10 protein-coding genes and 1 tRNA gene are annotated in these 13931 nt (G+C 66.8%); 7 read left to right on the top strand and 4 right to left on the bottom strand.

Annotated features, from left to right (window positions below):
- Positions 1–14 precede the first annotated feature (14 nt).
- A complete protein-coding gene (locus ACLBKS_RS08690; protein WP_410192412.1) occupies positions 15–821 on the top strand; it encodes a LytR/AlgR family response regulator transcription factor in 807 nt (268 codons plus the stop codon).
- A 48-nt stretch (positions 822–869) separates the two neighbouring features.
- On the opposite strand, the gene ACLBKS_RS08685 is transcribed toward ACLBKS_RS08690, so the two are convergent.
- The 3 genes from ACLBKS_RS08685 to xdhA form a co-directional block, all read right to left on the bottom strand.
- On the bottom strand, positions 870–2285 hold the full coding sequence (locus ACLBKS_RS08685) for a twin-arginine translocation pathway signal (RefSeq protein WP_410192411.1): 1416 nt from the start codon (positions 2283–2285) through the stop codon (positions 870–872).
- A gap of 156 nt (positions 2286–2441) precedes the next feature.
- The gene (gene xdhB / locus ACLBKS_RS08680; RefSeq protein ID WP_410192410.1) at positions 2442–4880 is read right to left on the bottom strand and encodes a xanthine dehydrogenase molybdopterin binding subunit; all 2439 of its coding nucleotides are present in this window, start codon (positions 4878–4880) and stop codon (positions 2442–2444) included.
- Complete coding sequence (gene xdhA, locus ACLBKS_RS08675) at positions 4877–6400, bottom strand: xanthine dehydrogenase small subunit (RefSeq protein WP_410192409.1); 1524 nt, start codon at positions 6398–6400, stop codon at positions 4877–4879. Before xdhA ends, xdhB begins: the two co-directional genes overlap by 4 nt.
- Before the next feature lie 130 nt (positions 6401–6530).
- On the opposite strand from xdhA, the gene ACLBKS_RS08670 reads away from it, so the two are divergent.
- The 6 genes from ACLBKS_RS08670 to ACLBKS_RS08645 all read left to right on the top strand — a co-directional run bounded on the left by ACLBKS_RS08670 (position 6531) and on the right by ACLBKS_RS08645 (position 13745).
- Positions 6531–8174 (top strand): ABC transporter ATP-binding protein, encoded by a 1644-nt coding sequence (locus tag ACLBKS_RS08670; protein WP_410192408.1) that lies wholly within the window; start codon positions 6531–6533, stop codon positions 8172–8174.
- Between the two features lie 21 nt (positions 8175–8195).
- Positions 8196–9356, top strand: a complete 1161-nt coding sequence (locus tag ACLBKS_RS08665; protein ID WP_410192407.1) for an ABC transporter permease — start codon at positions 8196–8198, stop codon at positions 9354–9356.
- Entirely contained in the window at positions 9353–10273 is a 921-nt protein-coding gene (locus ACLBKS_RS08660; protein ID WP_410192406.1) for an ABC transporter permease, read from the top strand. Before ACLBKS_RS08665 ends, ACLBKS_RS08660 begins: the two co-directional genes overlap by 4 nt.
- Before the next feature lie 182 nt (positions 10274–10455).
- A complete protein-coding gene (locus ACLBKS_RS08655) occupies positions 10456–11541 on the top strand; it encodes a BMP family ABC transporter substrate-binding protein (protein WP_410192405.1) in 1086 nt (361 codons plus the stop codon).
- A gap of 83 nt (positions 11542–11624) precedes the next feature.
- Positions 11625–12635 (top strand): Rieske 2Fe-2S domain-containing protein, encoded by a 1011-nt coding sequence (locus tag ACLBKS_RS08650; protein WP_410192404.1) that lies wholly within the window; start codon positions 11625–11627, stop codon positions 12633–12635.
- A gap of 57 nt (positions 12636–12692) precedes the next feature.
- Positions 12693–13745: an adenosine deaminase gene (locus ACLBKS_RS08645; protein ID WP_410192403.1), complete on the top strand. Its 1053-nt coding sequence runs from the start codon at positions 12693–12695 to the stop codon at positions 13743–13745.
- Between the two features lie 32 nt (positions 13746–13777).
- Here the strand turns inward: ACLBKS_RS08645 and ACLBKS_RS08640 are convergent.
- Positions 13778–13870 (bottom strand) — tRNA-Sec (locus tag ACLBKS_RS08640).
- Positions 13871–13931: the final 61 nt, after the last annotated feature.

Here is a 13931-nt window from a genome sequence, read left to right as displayed (position 1 = left end):
CCGCACGAGAACCCATGAGCACGCCGACCGCCTTGATCGCCGAAGACGAGCCCCTGCTGGCCCAAGCACTCCAAGCCGAACTGGCGCGAGCCTGGCCCGAGCTGTCCATTGTGAGCACCGTGGGGGATGGCGCGGCGGCTGTTCAGGCGGCGCTGTTGCACCGTCCCGATGTGCTGTTCTTCGACATCCGCATGCCGGGACTGAGCGGCTTGGAGGCCGCGGCCGACTTGGCGGACGCCTGGCCGCGCGAGCGGCCATTTCCCGCTCTGGTGTTCGTCACCGCGTATGACCAGTACGCCGTGCAGGCCTTCGAGGCGCAGGCCGTGGATTACATCCTCAAGCCAGTGCAGACCGAGCGCCTGCAAAAAACCGTGGAGAAGCTGCGCGAGCTACTGACGCGCCGCGCCGCCCCCGCGATGGACAGCACGCTGGCGCAGCTGCGCAGCCTGCTTGCCCTGAACGTTGCCGCGTCTGAGGTGGCTTCCATGGCCCCGCCACCGCTGAAGGTGATCCAGGCCAGCGTGGGCAACACCCTGCGCCTGGTCCCGGTGGAGGACGTGGTCTATTTCGAGGCTGCCGACAAGTACCTGCGCGTCGTGACCGAGGCGAATGAGGTGCTGATCCGCACGCCGCTCAAGGAGTTGCTTGCCCAGCTAGACCCCGCTGTTTTCTGGCAAGTGCACCGAGGCACCGTGGTGCGCGCCACCGCGATCGAGAGCGTGCTGCGTGACGAGGCCGGCAAGCTGTACCTGGCTTTGAAGACACGGCCGGAAAAACTGCCCGTCAGTCGGCTCTACGCGCATTTGTTCAAGGCCATGTGAGCGGGTGTCCCCGCCACCCTGGAGACCTGACCCGCGCACGCCCCTGTCTCAGTACGTCAGTTCCAGCACCGAAACATGGCCCGCTGCCGCGGGCCAGACGCGGCCTGCCAGCCGTTCACCGTTGAACTCGGCCGTGATCGCGCGGTCGGCCGCGCTGTCCAGGCGCAAGCGGGAGCTCGACACGCCCGCGCCCGCGGGCGGCACGCCTGGCGGCGGCGTCCGCCCATCGAAGCGCACGCTGTCGCGCTTGGCATCGAAGTAACCCCGCGGCCGCGTGAAGATCACCAGGGCCTGGGCCTCTTTGTCGGCGGCGGCTGTCACGCGTTCGGGGCGCAGGTTGACGATGCCGCTGGAGCGCGGGAAGGGGCTGCGGTAGAAGTGGGTGGTGGCGTATCCCGTGGCCTTGAGTTCGAACTCATGGGCCACGCCTGCGCGGGGGCTGAATGGCCCCCAGCGTCCGTCGACTCCGGTCTTGCGCGAGTACACCGGCGCGCCCAGACGATGGCCCGTGGTTGCATCGGTTTCGTAGATGGTGAGCTCGGCGCCCGCGAGCGGCAGGTTGTTCACAAAGTCACCACTGGCGGGATCGTTGGGGTTCAGGCCCAGACCGGAGACGGTACCGCCCAATACCACCCGCGCCTCGGGCACGATGTCCACGGAGGGGGCCCTGCCGGTCAAGAACTGGAAGGCGGCCGCGAACGCCGTGGGCGCGAACGAGGTTTCGCGATGGTCCAGGCCCGCGATGACCACGTTGCGCGCGCCCTTGAGCTCGGGGCCGTCGTAGCCCACGTTCGTCGGCGTGCCCTTGGCGCCGATCCATAGCCCGTCCGGTTGCGCGTACTTGTCGTTGTTGTCGCTGCGCACGGTCATCCAGCGCACCGGGCCCGTGACCTCGTCACCGTTGGCGTTCTTGGGTGTGTTCAGTCCGCTCAGAAAGGGGCCCGTGCCCGAGAACTCGCTGCCTTCGTTGTAACCTTTGATGGCCCACACGCCGTGGTTGGGCGTGCCGCCCAGGATGGCGTGCGAGACGGTGGACGCGCCGCCGCCGTTCTGAATGTAGTTGCGGATCGCGTAGCCGCCGCGTGAATTGCCCATCAGCACCACCTGCGAGGCGCCCGTGGCGCGCAGCACCCGTTCGACCTCGCCCTTCAGGTAGGCCATGTGTTCCGCGGTGCCGCTGCGGCCTGGCTGCGCCTTGCCGTCGTTGTCGCGTGCCTGGGGGTAGGGCAGTTCGATGACATGCAGGCGCTCGCGCGGCCAGCCATTGGATTCAAAGCGCCAGAGCGTGGTCAGCCACAGCGCGGCGCTGTCGCCGTTGCCTGGCACGAAGACGATGGGTGGGTAGGTCGCGGAGGAATCGGTCATGGAAGAGGAGGCGCTCGGCATGGCGCAGCCAGCCAGCAGGCTCAGGGCCGTGGCCAGCATGAGGGCCGCGGCGGTCGCGGCATGGCGTGTGAATAGCATGGGACGCTCCTGGTAACGAGGCGGGTCCGCGATGGTACGCGCCGCATTTGACCGTTGGATGTCGCGCAGTTGACGAGTGCCATCGGGTGTTTGTCCCAGGTCCGCCTCGTGCCCGTTCGCGTTAGCCCTGGGATGAGGTGGGACGAGAAAGGCCGCTCAGGCACGCAGTGCCCTGAACACGCGCTCGGGCGTCGCGGGGGCGTCGATGGGCACTTGCGCGTTTGTGCTTGCAGGCATCGCGCCGCTGTTCGACTGGGCCATGGGGGCGCCATCTGACGCATTCCGCGCCGCCGCGATCGCATCGCGGATCGCTTCCCACACGCTGATGGCCAGCATGAAGGGTGGTTCGCCCACGGCCTTGCTGCCATGCACGTTGTCCTCGCGGTTGGCCTCGGGCCAGAAGTCCACCCGCCAGCGCGGCGGCAGGTCACCCGTGGCCGGAATCTTGTAGGTGCTGGGGGCATGGGTGGCGAGTTTTCCTTGGCCGTCCCATACCAGCTCTTCGCTGGTCAGCCAGCCCATGCCCTGGATGAAGCCCCCTTCCACCTGTCCCAGATCAATGGCCGGGTTGATGCTGCGGCCCACGTCGTGCAGGATGTCCACGGCCATCACCCGCGTCTCTCCGGTGTGCGTGTCGATGGCGACCTCGCAGCACGCCGCGCCGTAGGCGAAGTAATAAAAGGGGCGCCCCGTCAGCGTGGTCTTGTCGTAATGGATCTTGGGCGTGCGGTAGAAACCATCGCTCCAGAGCTGGATGCGGTTGGCGTAAGCGGCCTTGACCACGTCGCGGAAATCGCGCGTGGAGGGTTGGCCGTCCCGTCCCGGCCCGAAGACTTGACCGTGGGCGAAGCGGATCTCGCCCGCGCCGCAGTGGTCCAGGCCAGCGACGAAGGCCGCCAGGTTGTCACGCACGCTGCGCGCCGCGAACTGCGCGGCGCGGCCGTTGAGGTCGGTGCCGCTGGACGCCGCCGTGGCGCTGGCGTTGGGAACGCGCGCTGTGTCGCTGGCGGAAAGTCGAACCCAGTCGCTCGGCACGCCCAGTTCATCGGCCACGATCTGCCCGACCTTGGTGTGCAGGCCTTGGCCCATCTCGGTGCCACCGTGGTTGACCAGCACGCTGCCATCGGCGTAGACATGCACCAGCGCGCCCGCTTGGTTGAAGAGCGTGGCGGTGAAGCTGATGCCGAACTTGACCGGCGTGAGGGCCAGCCCTTTCTTGATCACCGCATGCGTTCGGTTCCACGCGGCGACTTCAGCGCGGCGCTCGCGGTAGCGGGCGGTCTTTTCCAGCTCACCCATCAGAGGCTGCAAGATGTTGTCTTCCACGCGCATTTGGTAGTGCGTGGTGTCGCGGCGCTGCACGGGCGCAGCCGCGTTGCGCGGCGGGATGACTTCGTCGCTGTACAGATTGCGCAGCCGCACGTCCAGCGCGTCCAGCCCCAAATGGCGCGCAATGTCGCCCAGGATGGTTTCGATGGCGATCACGCCTTGCGGCCCGCCGAAACCGCGGAAGGCCGTGTGGCTCTGCGTGTTCGTCTTGCAGCGGTAGCTGCGGATGCACACATCGCTCAGGTAATAAGCGTTGTCGCTGTGGAAGATGGCGCGGTCGGCCACGGGGCCGGACAGGTCGGCAGAGAAGCCGCAGTTCACCAGCATGGTGAGTTTGAGCGCCGTCAAGCGGCCCGTGCCGTCGAAGCCCGCTTCGTAGTCGTAGGCGAAGGGATGGCGCTTGCCGGTGACCATGAAGTCGTCGTCGCGATCCAGGCGCAGCTTGACGGGTGCGCCCGTCTTGCGAGCCGCCAGCGCGGCCCAGACCGCGAGATGCCCGGCTTGGGTTTCCTTGCCGCCGAACCCACCCCCCATGCGACGGCAGACCACCTGCACATCGTGCCCGTCCAGGCCGAGCGCATGCGCCACCCAATGCTGCACCTCGCCCGGGTGCTGGCTGCTGCTGTGGATCAGCCATTGCCGGTGGCCGCGCTCGCCTTCTTGCGGCTGGGCGTAGGCGATCTGGCCTTCGAGGTAGAAATGTTCTTGCCCACCGACTTCGAAGCTGCCGCTGAGGCGGTGTTCGGCCTGGGGCAGGGCTTCGTCGGGTGCGCCGCGCTGCACGGTCACCGGGGGCAGCACATAACTTTGTGCGGCATGCGCCGCGCGCGCGTCCAGCACGGCGGGCAGTGCGTCGATGCGCGTGCTCAGCTGCTGCTGCAGGGCGCGCGCCGCGCGGCGCGCCTGCATCACGGTGCGGGCGACCACCAGGCCCACGACCTGGCCGACATGCTGCACGGTGTCGATGGCGAAGATGGGCTCGTCATGCGCGGGGGTTGCCAGGTACCGGTCGCCAGGGATGTCCGCCGCCAGCACCACGTCGACCACGCCGGGCATGGTCAGCGCGGCTTGGGCGTCGATGCCGCGCAGACGCCCGTGCGCGATGGGGGAGAGGATGGGCGCTGCGTGCAGCGTGCCGCGCAGCTCGGGCAGGTCGTCAATGTAGGGTGCCAGGCCCTGCACTTGCAGGCGCGCGCTCTCGTGGGCCAGCGATTGGCCGCTGGCCTTGGCCCTGAGTGGAAGTTTCGCGGTGTCGTTGGCGCTCATGACAGGTCCTCCAGGCGCACGGGCTCCTTGCCCTCGAACTCTGCCCAGTAGCGCAGGGGCAGTTGCGCCAGCAGGCCGCGCCGGTACTCGGCGCTGGCGCGCATGTCGGTGATGGGGGCGAACTCCTGGGCCAGCACGGTGGCGGCCTGTTCCAGGCTGGCGCGGGCCCAGGGCTGGCCTGCGAGAGCGGCCTCCGTGCGGAAAGCGCGCGCGGGGGTGGCCGCCACGCCGCCCGCGCCGATGCGGGCTTGCGTGATGAGGCCGTCTTGCACTTGCAGGTTCAGGGCCAGGCAGACGGCGGAAATGTCGTCGTCCTGGCGCTTAGAAACTTTGTAGACACTGAGCTTCTCGGTGCTGAGGGGCAAAGGCACTTTGATCCAAGCCAGCAGCTCGTCCGCTGCGAGTTGGTTCTTGCGGTAGCCGGTATAGAAACTTTCCAGCGGCAGTTCGCGCGACACGATGCGGCCCTTGCGCGCGCTCATCAACACGAGGCTGGCGCCGAGCGCGATCAGCAGGGGCATGGAGTCGCCGATGGGCGAGCCGTTGGCGACGTTGCCGCCCAGGGTGCCCGAGTTGCGCACGGGCAGGCCCGCGAAGCGCTCGGCGAACTTGCGCAGTTGAGGCCGGTCAGCCACCAGCGCGGCGTAGGCATCTTGCAGCGGCACGGCCGCGCCGATGGCGATGTGGTGGGGATAGCGTTCGACGCGGCGCAGCTCGGCGGCGCGGGTCACGTCCAGAACCCGGTCGAACTGCCGGTGTTGCTTGGTCACCCAGAGGCCCACGTCCGTCGTGCCCGCGACGATCTGCGCCTGGGGGTACGCGGCGCGCGCGGCCAGCAGTTCGGCCATCGTCGTCGGGGCCAGGTAGCTCGGGCTCGACGCCGGTTCTGTGTGGCCTGACGGGATCGCGCGCAACTGCCGCAACACCGCCGCTTCGTCCACCTGCACGCGCGGCAAGTCGGCCATGTGCTCGGCCGCGTCGAGGATGGGGCGGTAGCCGGTGCAGCGGCAGAGGTTGCCCGACAGATCGGCTTGGGCGGTCGCCCGATCCATCGCCTCGCCCTGAAGCACCTTGCCTTGGTACATGCCGAACAGGCTCATCACGAAACCCGGCGTGCAAAAACCGCACTGGCTGCCGTGACAGTCCACCATGGCCTGCTGGCAAGGGTGCAAGTTGGAGCGTTCCTGTCCAGTTGCCGGAGCCTTTGCGACATGGGATGGGTTCGGGGGCGCCACCGGCACCATGCCGGTCGTCAAATCGTCGGCGGTCCAGATCGCCTGACCCTGCACCGAATGCGCCAGGCGGATGCAACTGTTGATGGCGCGGTAGCGCAGCTGGCCTGCCTCGGCTTCACCCAGCACCACCGTGCAGGCGCCGCAATCACCCTCGCCGCAGCCCTCCTTGACAGCCGTGCACTGCAGGTCTTCGCGCAGGACTTCCAGCAAGGTGCGGCTCGGAGGCACGTCGCTGAGGTGGACGATGTCGCCACGATGGACGAACTGCAGGACGGGATGTTTCATGGCATGAGCAGGATGCAAGCCTCGTACCATACCAGCCTTCCCGGGCCTGGCGCAGCCCGTCTGTGACCCTGCGCCCATGCCTGAATTGGCACAGATATCGCTTAAGCTAAGGCCTCTTCTCAACGACGCCATGCCGCTGCCTCCGCCCCCCCGCCTTGAACTCCTAGGCATCACCAAGCGCTACCCGGCCGTGGTGGCCAACGACGGTGTTTCTCTCACCGTGCAGCCCGGCGAAATCCACGCCTTGCTGGGCGAGAACGGCGCGGGCAAGTCCACGCTGATGAAGATCGTCTACGGCGCGGTGCAGGCCGACGAGGGCGAGGTTCGCTACAACGGCCAGCCAGCGCGCATCCGCAATCCTCAGGAGGCGCGCGCCCTGGGCATCAGCATGGTGTTCCAGCATTTCAGCTTGTTCGACACGCTGAGCGTGGCTGAAAACGTGTGGATCGGCTTGGACAAGCACCAGACCTTGGCCGAGGTGACGGCGCGCATCCGCGAGAAGGCAGCCGAATATGGGCTCGAGATCGACCCTCAGCGCCCGGTGCACACGCTCTCGGTGGGCGAGATGCAGCGGGTGGAAATCATCCGCGCGCTGCTGGGCGAACCGCAGCTGCTGATCCTGGACGAGCCGACCTCGGTGCTCACCCCCCAGGCCGTGGAGCGCCTCTTCGTCGTGCTGCGCCAGCTGTCGGCGCAGGGCTGCAGCATCCTCTACATCAGCCACAAGCTGCATGAAATCCGCGCCCTGTGCACCGCCTGCACGGTGCTGCGCGGCGGCAAGGTCACGGGGGTATGCGACCCGCGCCAGGAAAGCAATGCCTCCCTGAGCCGTTTGATGATCGGCGCCGAACCGCCCGCGCTCGAACACACAGCGCGTGCCGCGGGCGATGTGGTGCTGCGTGTGCAGGGCCTGAGCCTGCCGCGCGAGGACCAGTTCGGCGTGGACCTGGACGGCGTGGGCTTCGAGCTGCGCGCGGGCGAAGTGCTGGGCATCGCGGGGGTGTCGGGCAATGGCCAGAAGGAGCTGCTGTACGCGCTGTCAGGCGAAGACCGCCGCGCCGTGCCGGATGCCATTCAAATCTTCGGCCGCGCCGCCGGGGCCTTGGGGCCAGACAAGCGGCGGGGGCTGGGCCTGCATTTCGTGCCCGAAGAACGCTTGGGGCGCGGCGCAGTGCCCGTGCTCAGCCTCGCGGACAACCTGCCGCTGACCCGCCGCGAGCACGTCAGAGGCGGCTGGTTGCGTCACGGCGCGCTGCGCGCCCAGGCCGCCTCGGTGATTGCGCGCTTCAAGGTGAAGGCGGGGGGGCCTCATGGCGGCGCAGGGGCGGCCGCCAAGTCGTTGTCGGGCGGCAATTTGCAGAAATTCATCGTCGGGCGCGAGATCGACGCGGCCCCGAAGCTGCTCATCGTCTCGCAACCGACCTGGGGCGTGGACGTGGGCGCGGCGGCCCAGATCCGTGCCGAGCTGCTGGCCTTGCGCGACGCGGGCTGCGCGGTGCTGGTGGTCAGCGAGGAATTGGACGAGCTGTTCGAGATCTGCGACCGCCTGATCGTCATCGCGCAAGGCCGTCTGAGCCCCAGCCTGCCGACCGCGCAGGCCACGCCAGAGCAAATTGGTGAGTGGATGTCGGGGCTCTGGCCTGAGAACAGAGCGCCCACACCATCCCCCGCGCGAGGTGTGCTGCCCCCGGAGGGGACGTTCGCGCCTGGGAACGGCCCGGCGACGCTCAAGACGGCGACCGCGCTGGAGGACGGACCGCATGCTGCAACTTGAAACCTATCGCGAGGTCGGCGCATGCTGAGGCTCGAACCCCGTCCCCAGCCTTCCCAGTGGATGGCCTGGATTTCGCCCTTGTTGGCCTTGGTGCTGACGGTGCTGTTGGCCAGCCTGTTGTTCGTCGCGCTCGACAAGGACCCGCTCGCGGGCCTGGCCGTGTTCTTCGTTGAACCGCTGCGCGGCTTGCGGCCGATTTCTGAGTTGCTGCTCAAGGCCACGCCGCTGATGCTCTGCGCCCTGGGTTTGGCGGCCTGCTACCGGGCCAACATCTGGAACATTGGGGCCGAGGGACAGTTCTTGCTCGGCGCCATCACGGGCGGCGGCGTGGCGCTGTGGCTGACCATGGTCAACCTGGACAGCCAGACCCTGATGCCCTTCCAGTCGCCCGAGCCCCTGGGGCCGCGTGGCCTCTACACGCCGGTGGTGCTGCTGGCGGGGGCTCTTGGTGGAGCCTTGTGGGCGGCCATCGTTGCGTGGTTGCGCGACCAGTTCAACGCCAATGAAATCCTGGTCAGCCTGATGCTGGTCTACGTGGCGCAGCAGTTGCTGAATTTCCTCGTCTTTGGACCCTGGAAGGACCCGCAGGGGTACAACTTCCCGCAGACCAAAACCTTCGACGTCTCGACTTGGTTGCCCGTGCTGCTGCCGCCCACGCGCTTGCATTGGGGATTTGTCGTGGCCTTGGTCGCGGTGATCGCCTTCTGGCTGTTCCTCTCCAAGTCCTGGCGTGGTTACCAACTGCAGGTCGGCGGCTTGGCGCCGGCCGCGGCGCGCTACGCGGGCTTCTCCAGCCGGGGCACCCTGTGGACGGCCTTGTTGCTGTCGGGGGCCATGGCGGGGTTGGCGGGCGCCATGGAGGTGGCGGGGCCGGTGCGGCAACTGACGCCGCACCTGTCCACGGGCTACGGTTTCGCGGCCATCATCGGCTGCTTCGTGGGGCGTCTGCACCCCGTGGGCATCGTGTTCTCCAGCCTGCTGCTGTCCATGCTGCTGATTGGCGGCGAGCTGTCGCAGTCGCGCCTGGGGCTGCCCAATGCGCTGACCAGCGTGTTCCAGGGCGCGCTGCTCTTCCTGCTGCTGGCCTGTGACACCTTGATCCACTACCGCGTGCGCTGGTCCGCACGCCTGGGGACACAGAAAAAAGAGACGGCTCACGAAACGCGCGGAGCACAGGCATGAACGAAGTCGCATTGCTGATCGCAGCCGCCCTGGCCTCGGGCACGCCCCTCGTGCTGGCCGGTCTGGGCTTGCTGCTCAACGAAAAGGCGGGCGTACTCAACCTGGGGGCCGAGGGCATGATGCTGGTGGCTGCCATTGCCGGTTTCGCCGCCGCCTTTCACACGGGCGAGACCGCCGTGGGTTTCGTCGCGGGCGCGGCGGCCGGTGCGGGCATGGCGGCCGTTTTTGGTCTGCTGGTGATCTGGCTCAACACCAACCAGTACGCCACGGGCTTGGCGCTCAGTCTCTTTGGCACCGGCTTTTCCGCCTTCGTCGGGGTGGCCATGGTTGGCAAGAAGTTGGAGGACCAAACCCCGAACGCCGTGCCACTGCTGGCCGACATCCCCTTCGTCGGCCCGGCGCTCTTCCAGTTGCACCCCATGGTCTATGCGGCCATGGCGGTGGCGGCGCTGATGGCTTGGTTCCTCTACCGCAGCCGCGCTGGGCTGGTGTTGCGCGCGGTGGGTGAATCGCCTGCGGCCGCGCACGCCCTGGGGTACCCGGTCCGGCGCATCCGTTTCATGGCGGTGCTGGTCGGAGGCGCTTTGTGCGGTGTGGCTGGTGCCTTTCTGTCGGTCGTTTATGCGCCCCTCTGGGTGCAGGGCCTGGTGGCCGGGCGGGGCTGGATTGCCTTGGCCCTGACGGCCTTCGCCACCTGGCGACCCGCCCGCGTGCTGCTGGGCGCCTACCTGTTCGGTGGCGTGACCATGTTGCAGTTCGCGCTGCAGAGCGCGGGCGTGCAGATTCCCAGCCAGTTGCTGGCCATGCTGCCCTATCTGGCCACCATCGTGGTGCTGGTGCTGATCTCGCGCAATCCGGTCTGGATCCGCGTCAACATGCCCGCCTCGCTGGGCAAACCGTTCCATCCAGGCGGGTAGTCTCGCGGTACCCGAGCGGTGCCGCGAAGACCGTCCCTCTGACAGTCCTTGAGGTTTGCGCGCGAACCGCCCTTGGTGACGATCCTTCTGGGCACTTCTGTTTGGTGGCCAGTCGCGCCATAATCCCGGCGTGGTTTTTGCTTGATTCCCTCATCATTTTTTTCTCCTCAGAAGGAAGCACCATGAACAAACGTTCTCTCTTCAAGGCGGGTCTGGCCGCGGCCGTGCTGGCCGCATCCAGCCTGTCGGCCTTCGCCGCCGAGCCGCTCAAGGCGGCCTGGGTCTATGTGGGCCCGGTGGGCGATGCCGGCTGGACCTACGCGCACGACCTCGGCCGCAAGGCGGTCGAGAAGAAATTCGGCGCCAAGGTCAAGACCACTTACGTCGAGAACGTGCCCGAAGGCGCCGATGCCGAGCGTGTGATCCGTGACCTGGCCGCCCAGGGCAACAAGATCATCTTCGCGACGTCCTTCGGCTTCATGGAGCCCATGCTGCGCGTCGCTCAGGAATTCCCGGACGTGAAGTTCGAGCACGCCACGGGCTACAAGACTGCCGCCAACATGCGCATCTACGACGCGTCCTTCTACCAAGACACGTACCTGGCCGGCATCATCGCGGGCAAGATGAGCAAGACCGGCACGCTGGGTTTCGTCGGCTCCTTCCCGATTCCTGAAGTGCTGCGCAACATCAACGGCTTCACGCTGGGCGCGCAGTCGGTCAACCCCAACATCAAAGTCAAGGTGGTCTGGATCAACACCTGGTTCGATCCGCCGAAGGAAAGCGAAGCCGCACAAAGCCTGATCAACGGCGGCGCCGACGTGCTGCTGCAAAACACCGACTCCTCTGCCGTGCTGCAAACCGCCGAGAAGAATGGCAAGTACGCCTTCGGCTGGGACAGCGACATGAGCGCTTTCGCCAAGAAGGCCCACCTGGGTTCGGCCATCGCGAACTGGGGTCCCTACTACGAGCGCGCCATTGACGAGGTGCTGAAAGGCACCTGGAAGACGGGTCGTACCATCCTCGGCGTGCCCGATGGCGTGAACGACCTGATCAAGATTTCGCCCGAAGTGCCTGCCGCCACCAAGGCCCAGGTGGACAAGATCAAGAGCGCGATGAAGGCTGGCAAGTTCGAAGTCTTCACCGGCCCCATCGTGACCAACGAAGGCAAGGAAGTGTTGGCCAAGGGCAAGAGTGCCGACCAGGCTTGGAAGGACAGCGTGAACTTCTACGTCAAGGGCGTTGAAGGCAAGATCCCCTCGGGCAAATAACCGGGCGGTCCGTCTCGACCTTCCGTTTTCTTTGAACTTCTCTCGGGCAGCCAGTGAGTCTGGTTGCCCGTTTTTCTTTGAACATGATCGAACGCGCTTTTTTCCATCCCGTCGCTTTGTGCCGTGACGTGCGTGAGCAGCCGGTGCCCGTGCGCGTGCTGGGCGAGGACCTGGTGCTCTGGCGTGACGCGGCCGGGCAGGCTCGCGCCTTCACCGATCGCTGTCCGCACCGTGGCGCGGCGTTGTCCATGGGGCGGGTGGTGGAGGGCGAGCTTGAATGCCCCTACCACGGTTGGCGTTTCGAACCGCAAGGGCGCTGCGTCGCGATTCCCGCAGTGCCGGGGTTCACGCCGCCCGAAGGCCACCGGGCCTGCGCGCACCAGGTGCGCGAGGCTTACGGCCTGGTCTGGGTCTGCCTGAGCCCGGCGGACGCGGCCACCCAGGCCCAAGTGTCGGTGCCGCTGCCGGCCTTCGCCGCGGAGGAGGACGTGAACCTGCGCAAGGTGACATCCGGTCCCTACGAGGTGCAGACCAGCGCGCCGCGCATTGTCGAAAACTTCCTGGACATGTCGCACTTCGGTTTCGTGCACACGGGTTGGCTGGGGTCCCGCGATCATGTGACGCAGCCGCCTTACAAGGTGGACAAGACGCCCACGGGCATCTTCGTGTCGGAGTGCTTCGCTTGGCAGCCGCAATCGAGCATCCATGCCCAAGGTGGCGCCATGGTCGAGTACACCTACGAAGTCGCGGGGCCTTACCACTGCGTGCTGACCAAGGCCCCCGAGGCCGGTTCGGTGAAGCTCGCCAACTTCCGCGAATCCATCGCGCTCTTTGTGTGCCCGGTCGATCCCGAGCGCAGTCGCGTGTGGATCCGCATGGCGATGAACCACAGCGAAGACCCAGACCAAACGCTGATCGACTTTCAGAACACCATCTTCGGGCAAGACCAGCCGGTGCTGGAATCTCAGCGCCCCAAGCTGCTGCCCATCACCGACCAAGCGCCCGTCAAGGAAGCGCACAGCGCGGCGGACTTGGCCTCATCCCATTACCGCCGCTATCTGCGCGAACTGGGGGTGCGCTTCGGGACCTGCTGAAAGCGCCCGCGACACCGGCTACTGCCCGTCCATGACCCCACAAACGATCGGGACCCGATGATGAAGACCCCCCATTTCCCCGCCGTGACCTCCGCGCGCCTGCCTGATTTGCTGCGTGGCATGCCCAAGGCCGAGCTCCACATGCACATTGAAGGTTCGCTGGAGCCCGAGCTGATCTTCCAGCTGGCCCAACGCAACGGCGTGTCGATTCCCTATGCCAGCGTGGAGGAACTGCGTCGCGCTTACGCCTTCACTGACTTGCAGAGTTTCCTCGACATCTATTACGCGGGCGCCAGCGTACTGCTGCAGGAGCAGGACTTCTACGACATGGCCTGGGCCTACTTCGAGCGCGCCGCGGCCGACCATGTGAGCCGCGCCGAATTGTTCTTTGACCCGCAGACCCACACCGCGCGCGGCGTGGCCATGGCCACCGTCGTCAACGGCCTGCACCGCGCCTGCATGGACGCGCAACACAAGCTGGGCATCAGCGCAGCGCTGATCCTTTGCTTCCTGCGCCACCTCAGCGAGGAAGACGGCCTGGCCACGCTGGAGGCCGCCCTGCCTTACCGCGACAAGTTCATCGGCGTGGGGCTGGACAGCAGCGAAGTCGGTCATCCGCCCGAGAAATTCACCCGCCTGTTCACGCGTTGCCGTGAGCTGGGCCTGCGCATCGTGGCCCACGCGGGCGAGGAAGGCCCGCCAGCCTATGTCTGGGGCGCGCTCGATCTGCTGGGCGCCGAGCGCATCGACCATGGCGTGCAATCGGTCAAGGACCCGGCGCTGATGGCCCGTCTGGCCCAAGAGCGCGTGCCGCTCACCGTGTGTCCGCTGTCCAACCTCAAGCTCTGCGTCTTCCCCACGCTGGCGCAGCACAACCTCGGCGCTCTGCTGGACGCGGGCCTGTGCGCGACGGTCAATTCCGACGACCCAGCCTATTTCGGCGGCTACGTCAACGAGAACTACCTGCAGACCTTCGCGGCCTTGCCCGCACTCAACGCGGGTCATGCCTACACCCTGGCGCGCAACAGCTTCGAGGCCAGCTTCATGGACGAGGCCGACAAGCAGCGTGAGATTGCGCGGCTGGATGCCTACTTCGCGGCGTTCCAGTGAGTCCTTCACGCCGACCTTCATAGTGGCCAGGGCGGAAAGCAGCAGGAGTCGAACCTACCAGGAAGCGACTGACGCCCCCTACCGGGTTTGAAGCCCGGGCGCACCACCGGGTGCGTATGCCTTCCTTCGGTCACGAACAGCGGCCCGTGAGCGGTGGATGATTCTAGAAGAGCTTAGGGCCTGTTC

Origin of the sequence: Hylemonella sp. W303a (assembly GCF_046452315.1) — a bacterium.
In the GTDB taxonomy this organism is placed as follows: domain Bacteria; phylum Pseudomonadota; class Gammaproteobacteria; order Burkholderiales; family Burkholderiaceae_C; genus Hylemonella.
The sequence above is the reverse complement of the archived record's forward strand: the minus strand, read 5'-3'. Positions and strand labels throughout refer to the sequence as shown.

What these genes read in the sequence shown, in the direction of transcription:
- ACLBKS_RS08690 (WP_410192412.1), top strand. Translation starts at nt 15, where the DNA reads ATGAGCACGCCGACCGCCTTGATCGCCGAAGACGAGCCCCTGCTGGCC.
- ACLBKS_RS08685 (WP_410192411.1), bottom strand. Translation starts at nt 2,285, where the DNA reads ATGCTATTCACACGCCATGCCGCGACCGCCGCGGCCCTCATGCTGGCC.
- xdhB (WP_410192410.1), bottom strand. Translation starts at nt 4,880, where the DNA reads ATGAGCGCCAACGACACCGCGAAACTTCCACTCAGGGCCAAGGCCAGC.
- xdhA (WP_410192409.1), bottom strand. Translation starts at nt 6,400, where the DNA reads ATGAAACATCCCGTCCTGCAGTTCGTCCATCGTGGCGACATCGTCCAC.
- ACLBKS_RS08670 (WP_410192408.1), top strand. Translation starts at nt 6,531, where the DNA reads ATGCCGCTGCCTCCGCCCCCCCGCCTTGAACTCCTAGGCATCACCAAG.
- ACLBKS_RS08665 (WP_410192407.1), top strand. Translation starts at nt 8,196, where the DNA reads ATGCTGAGGCTCGAACCCCGTCCCCAGCCTTCCCAGTGGATGGCCTGG.
- ACLBKS_RS08660 (WP_410192406.1), top strand. Translation starts at nt 9,353, where the DNA reads ATGAACGAAGTCGCATTGCTGATCGCAGCCGCCCTGGCCTCGGGCACG.
- ACLBKS_RS08655 (WP_410192405.1), top strand. Translation starts at nt 10,456, where the DNA reads ATGAACAAACGTTCTCTCTTCAAGGCGGGTCTGGCCGCGGCCGTGCTG.
- ACLBKS_RS08650 (WP_410192404.1), top strand. Translation starts at nt 11,625, where the DNA reads ATGATCGAACGCGCTTTTTTCCATCCCGTCGCTTTGTGCCGTGACGTG.
- ACLBKS_RS08645 (WP_410192403.1), top strand. Translation starts at nt 12,693, where the DNA reads ATGATGAAGACCCCCCATTTCCCCGCCGTGACCTCCGCGCGCCTGCCT.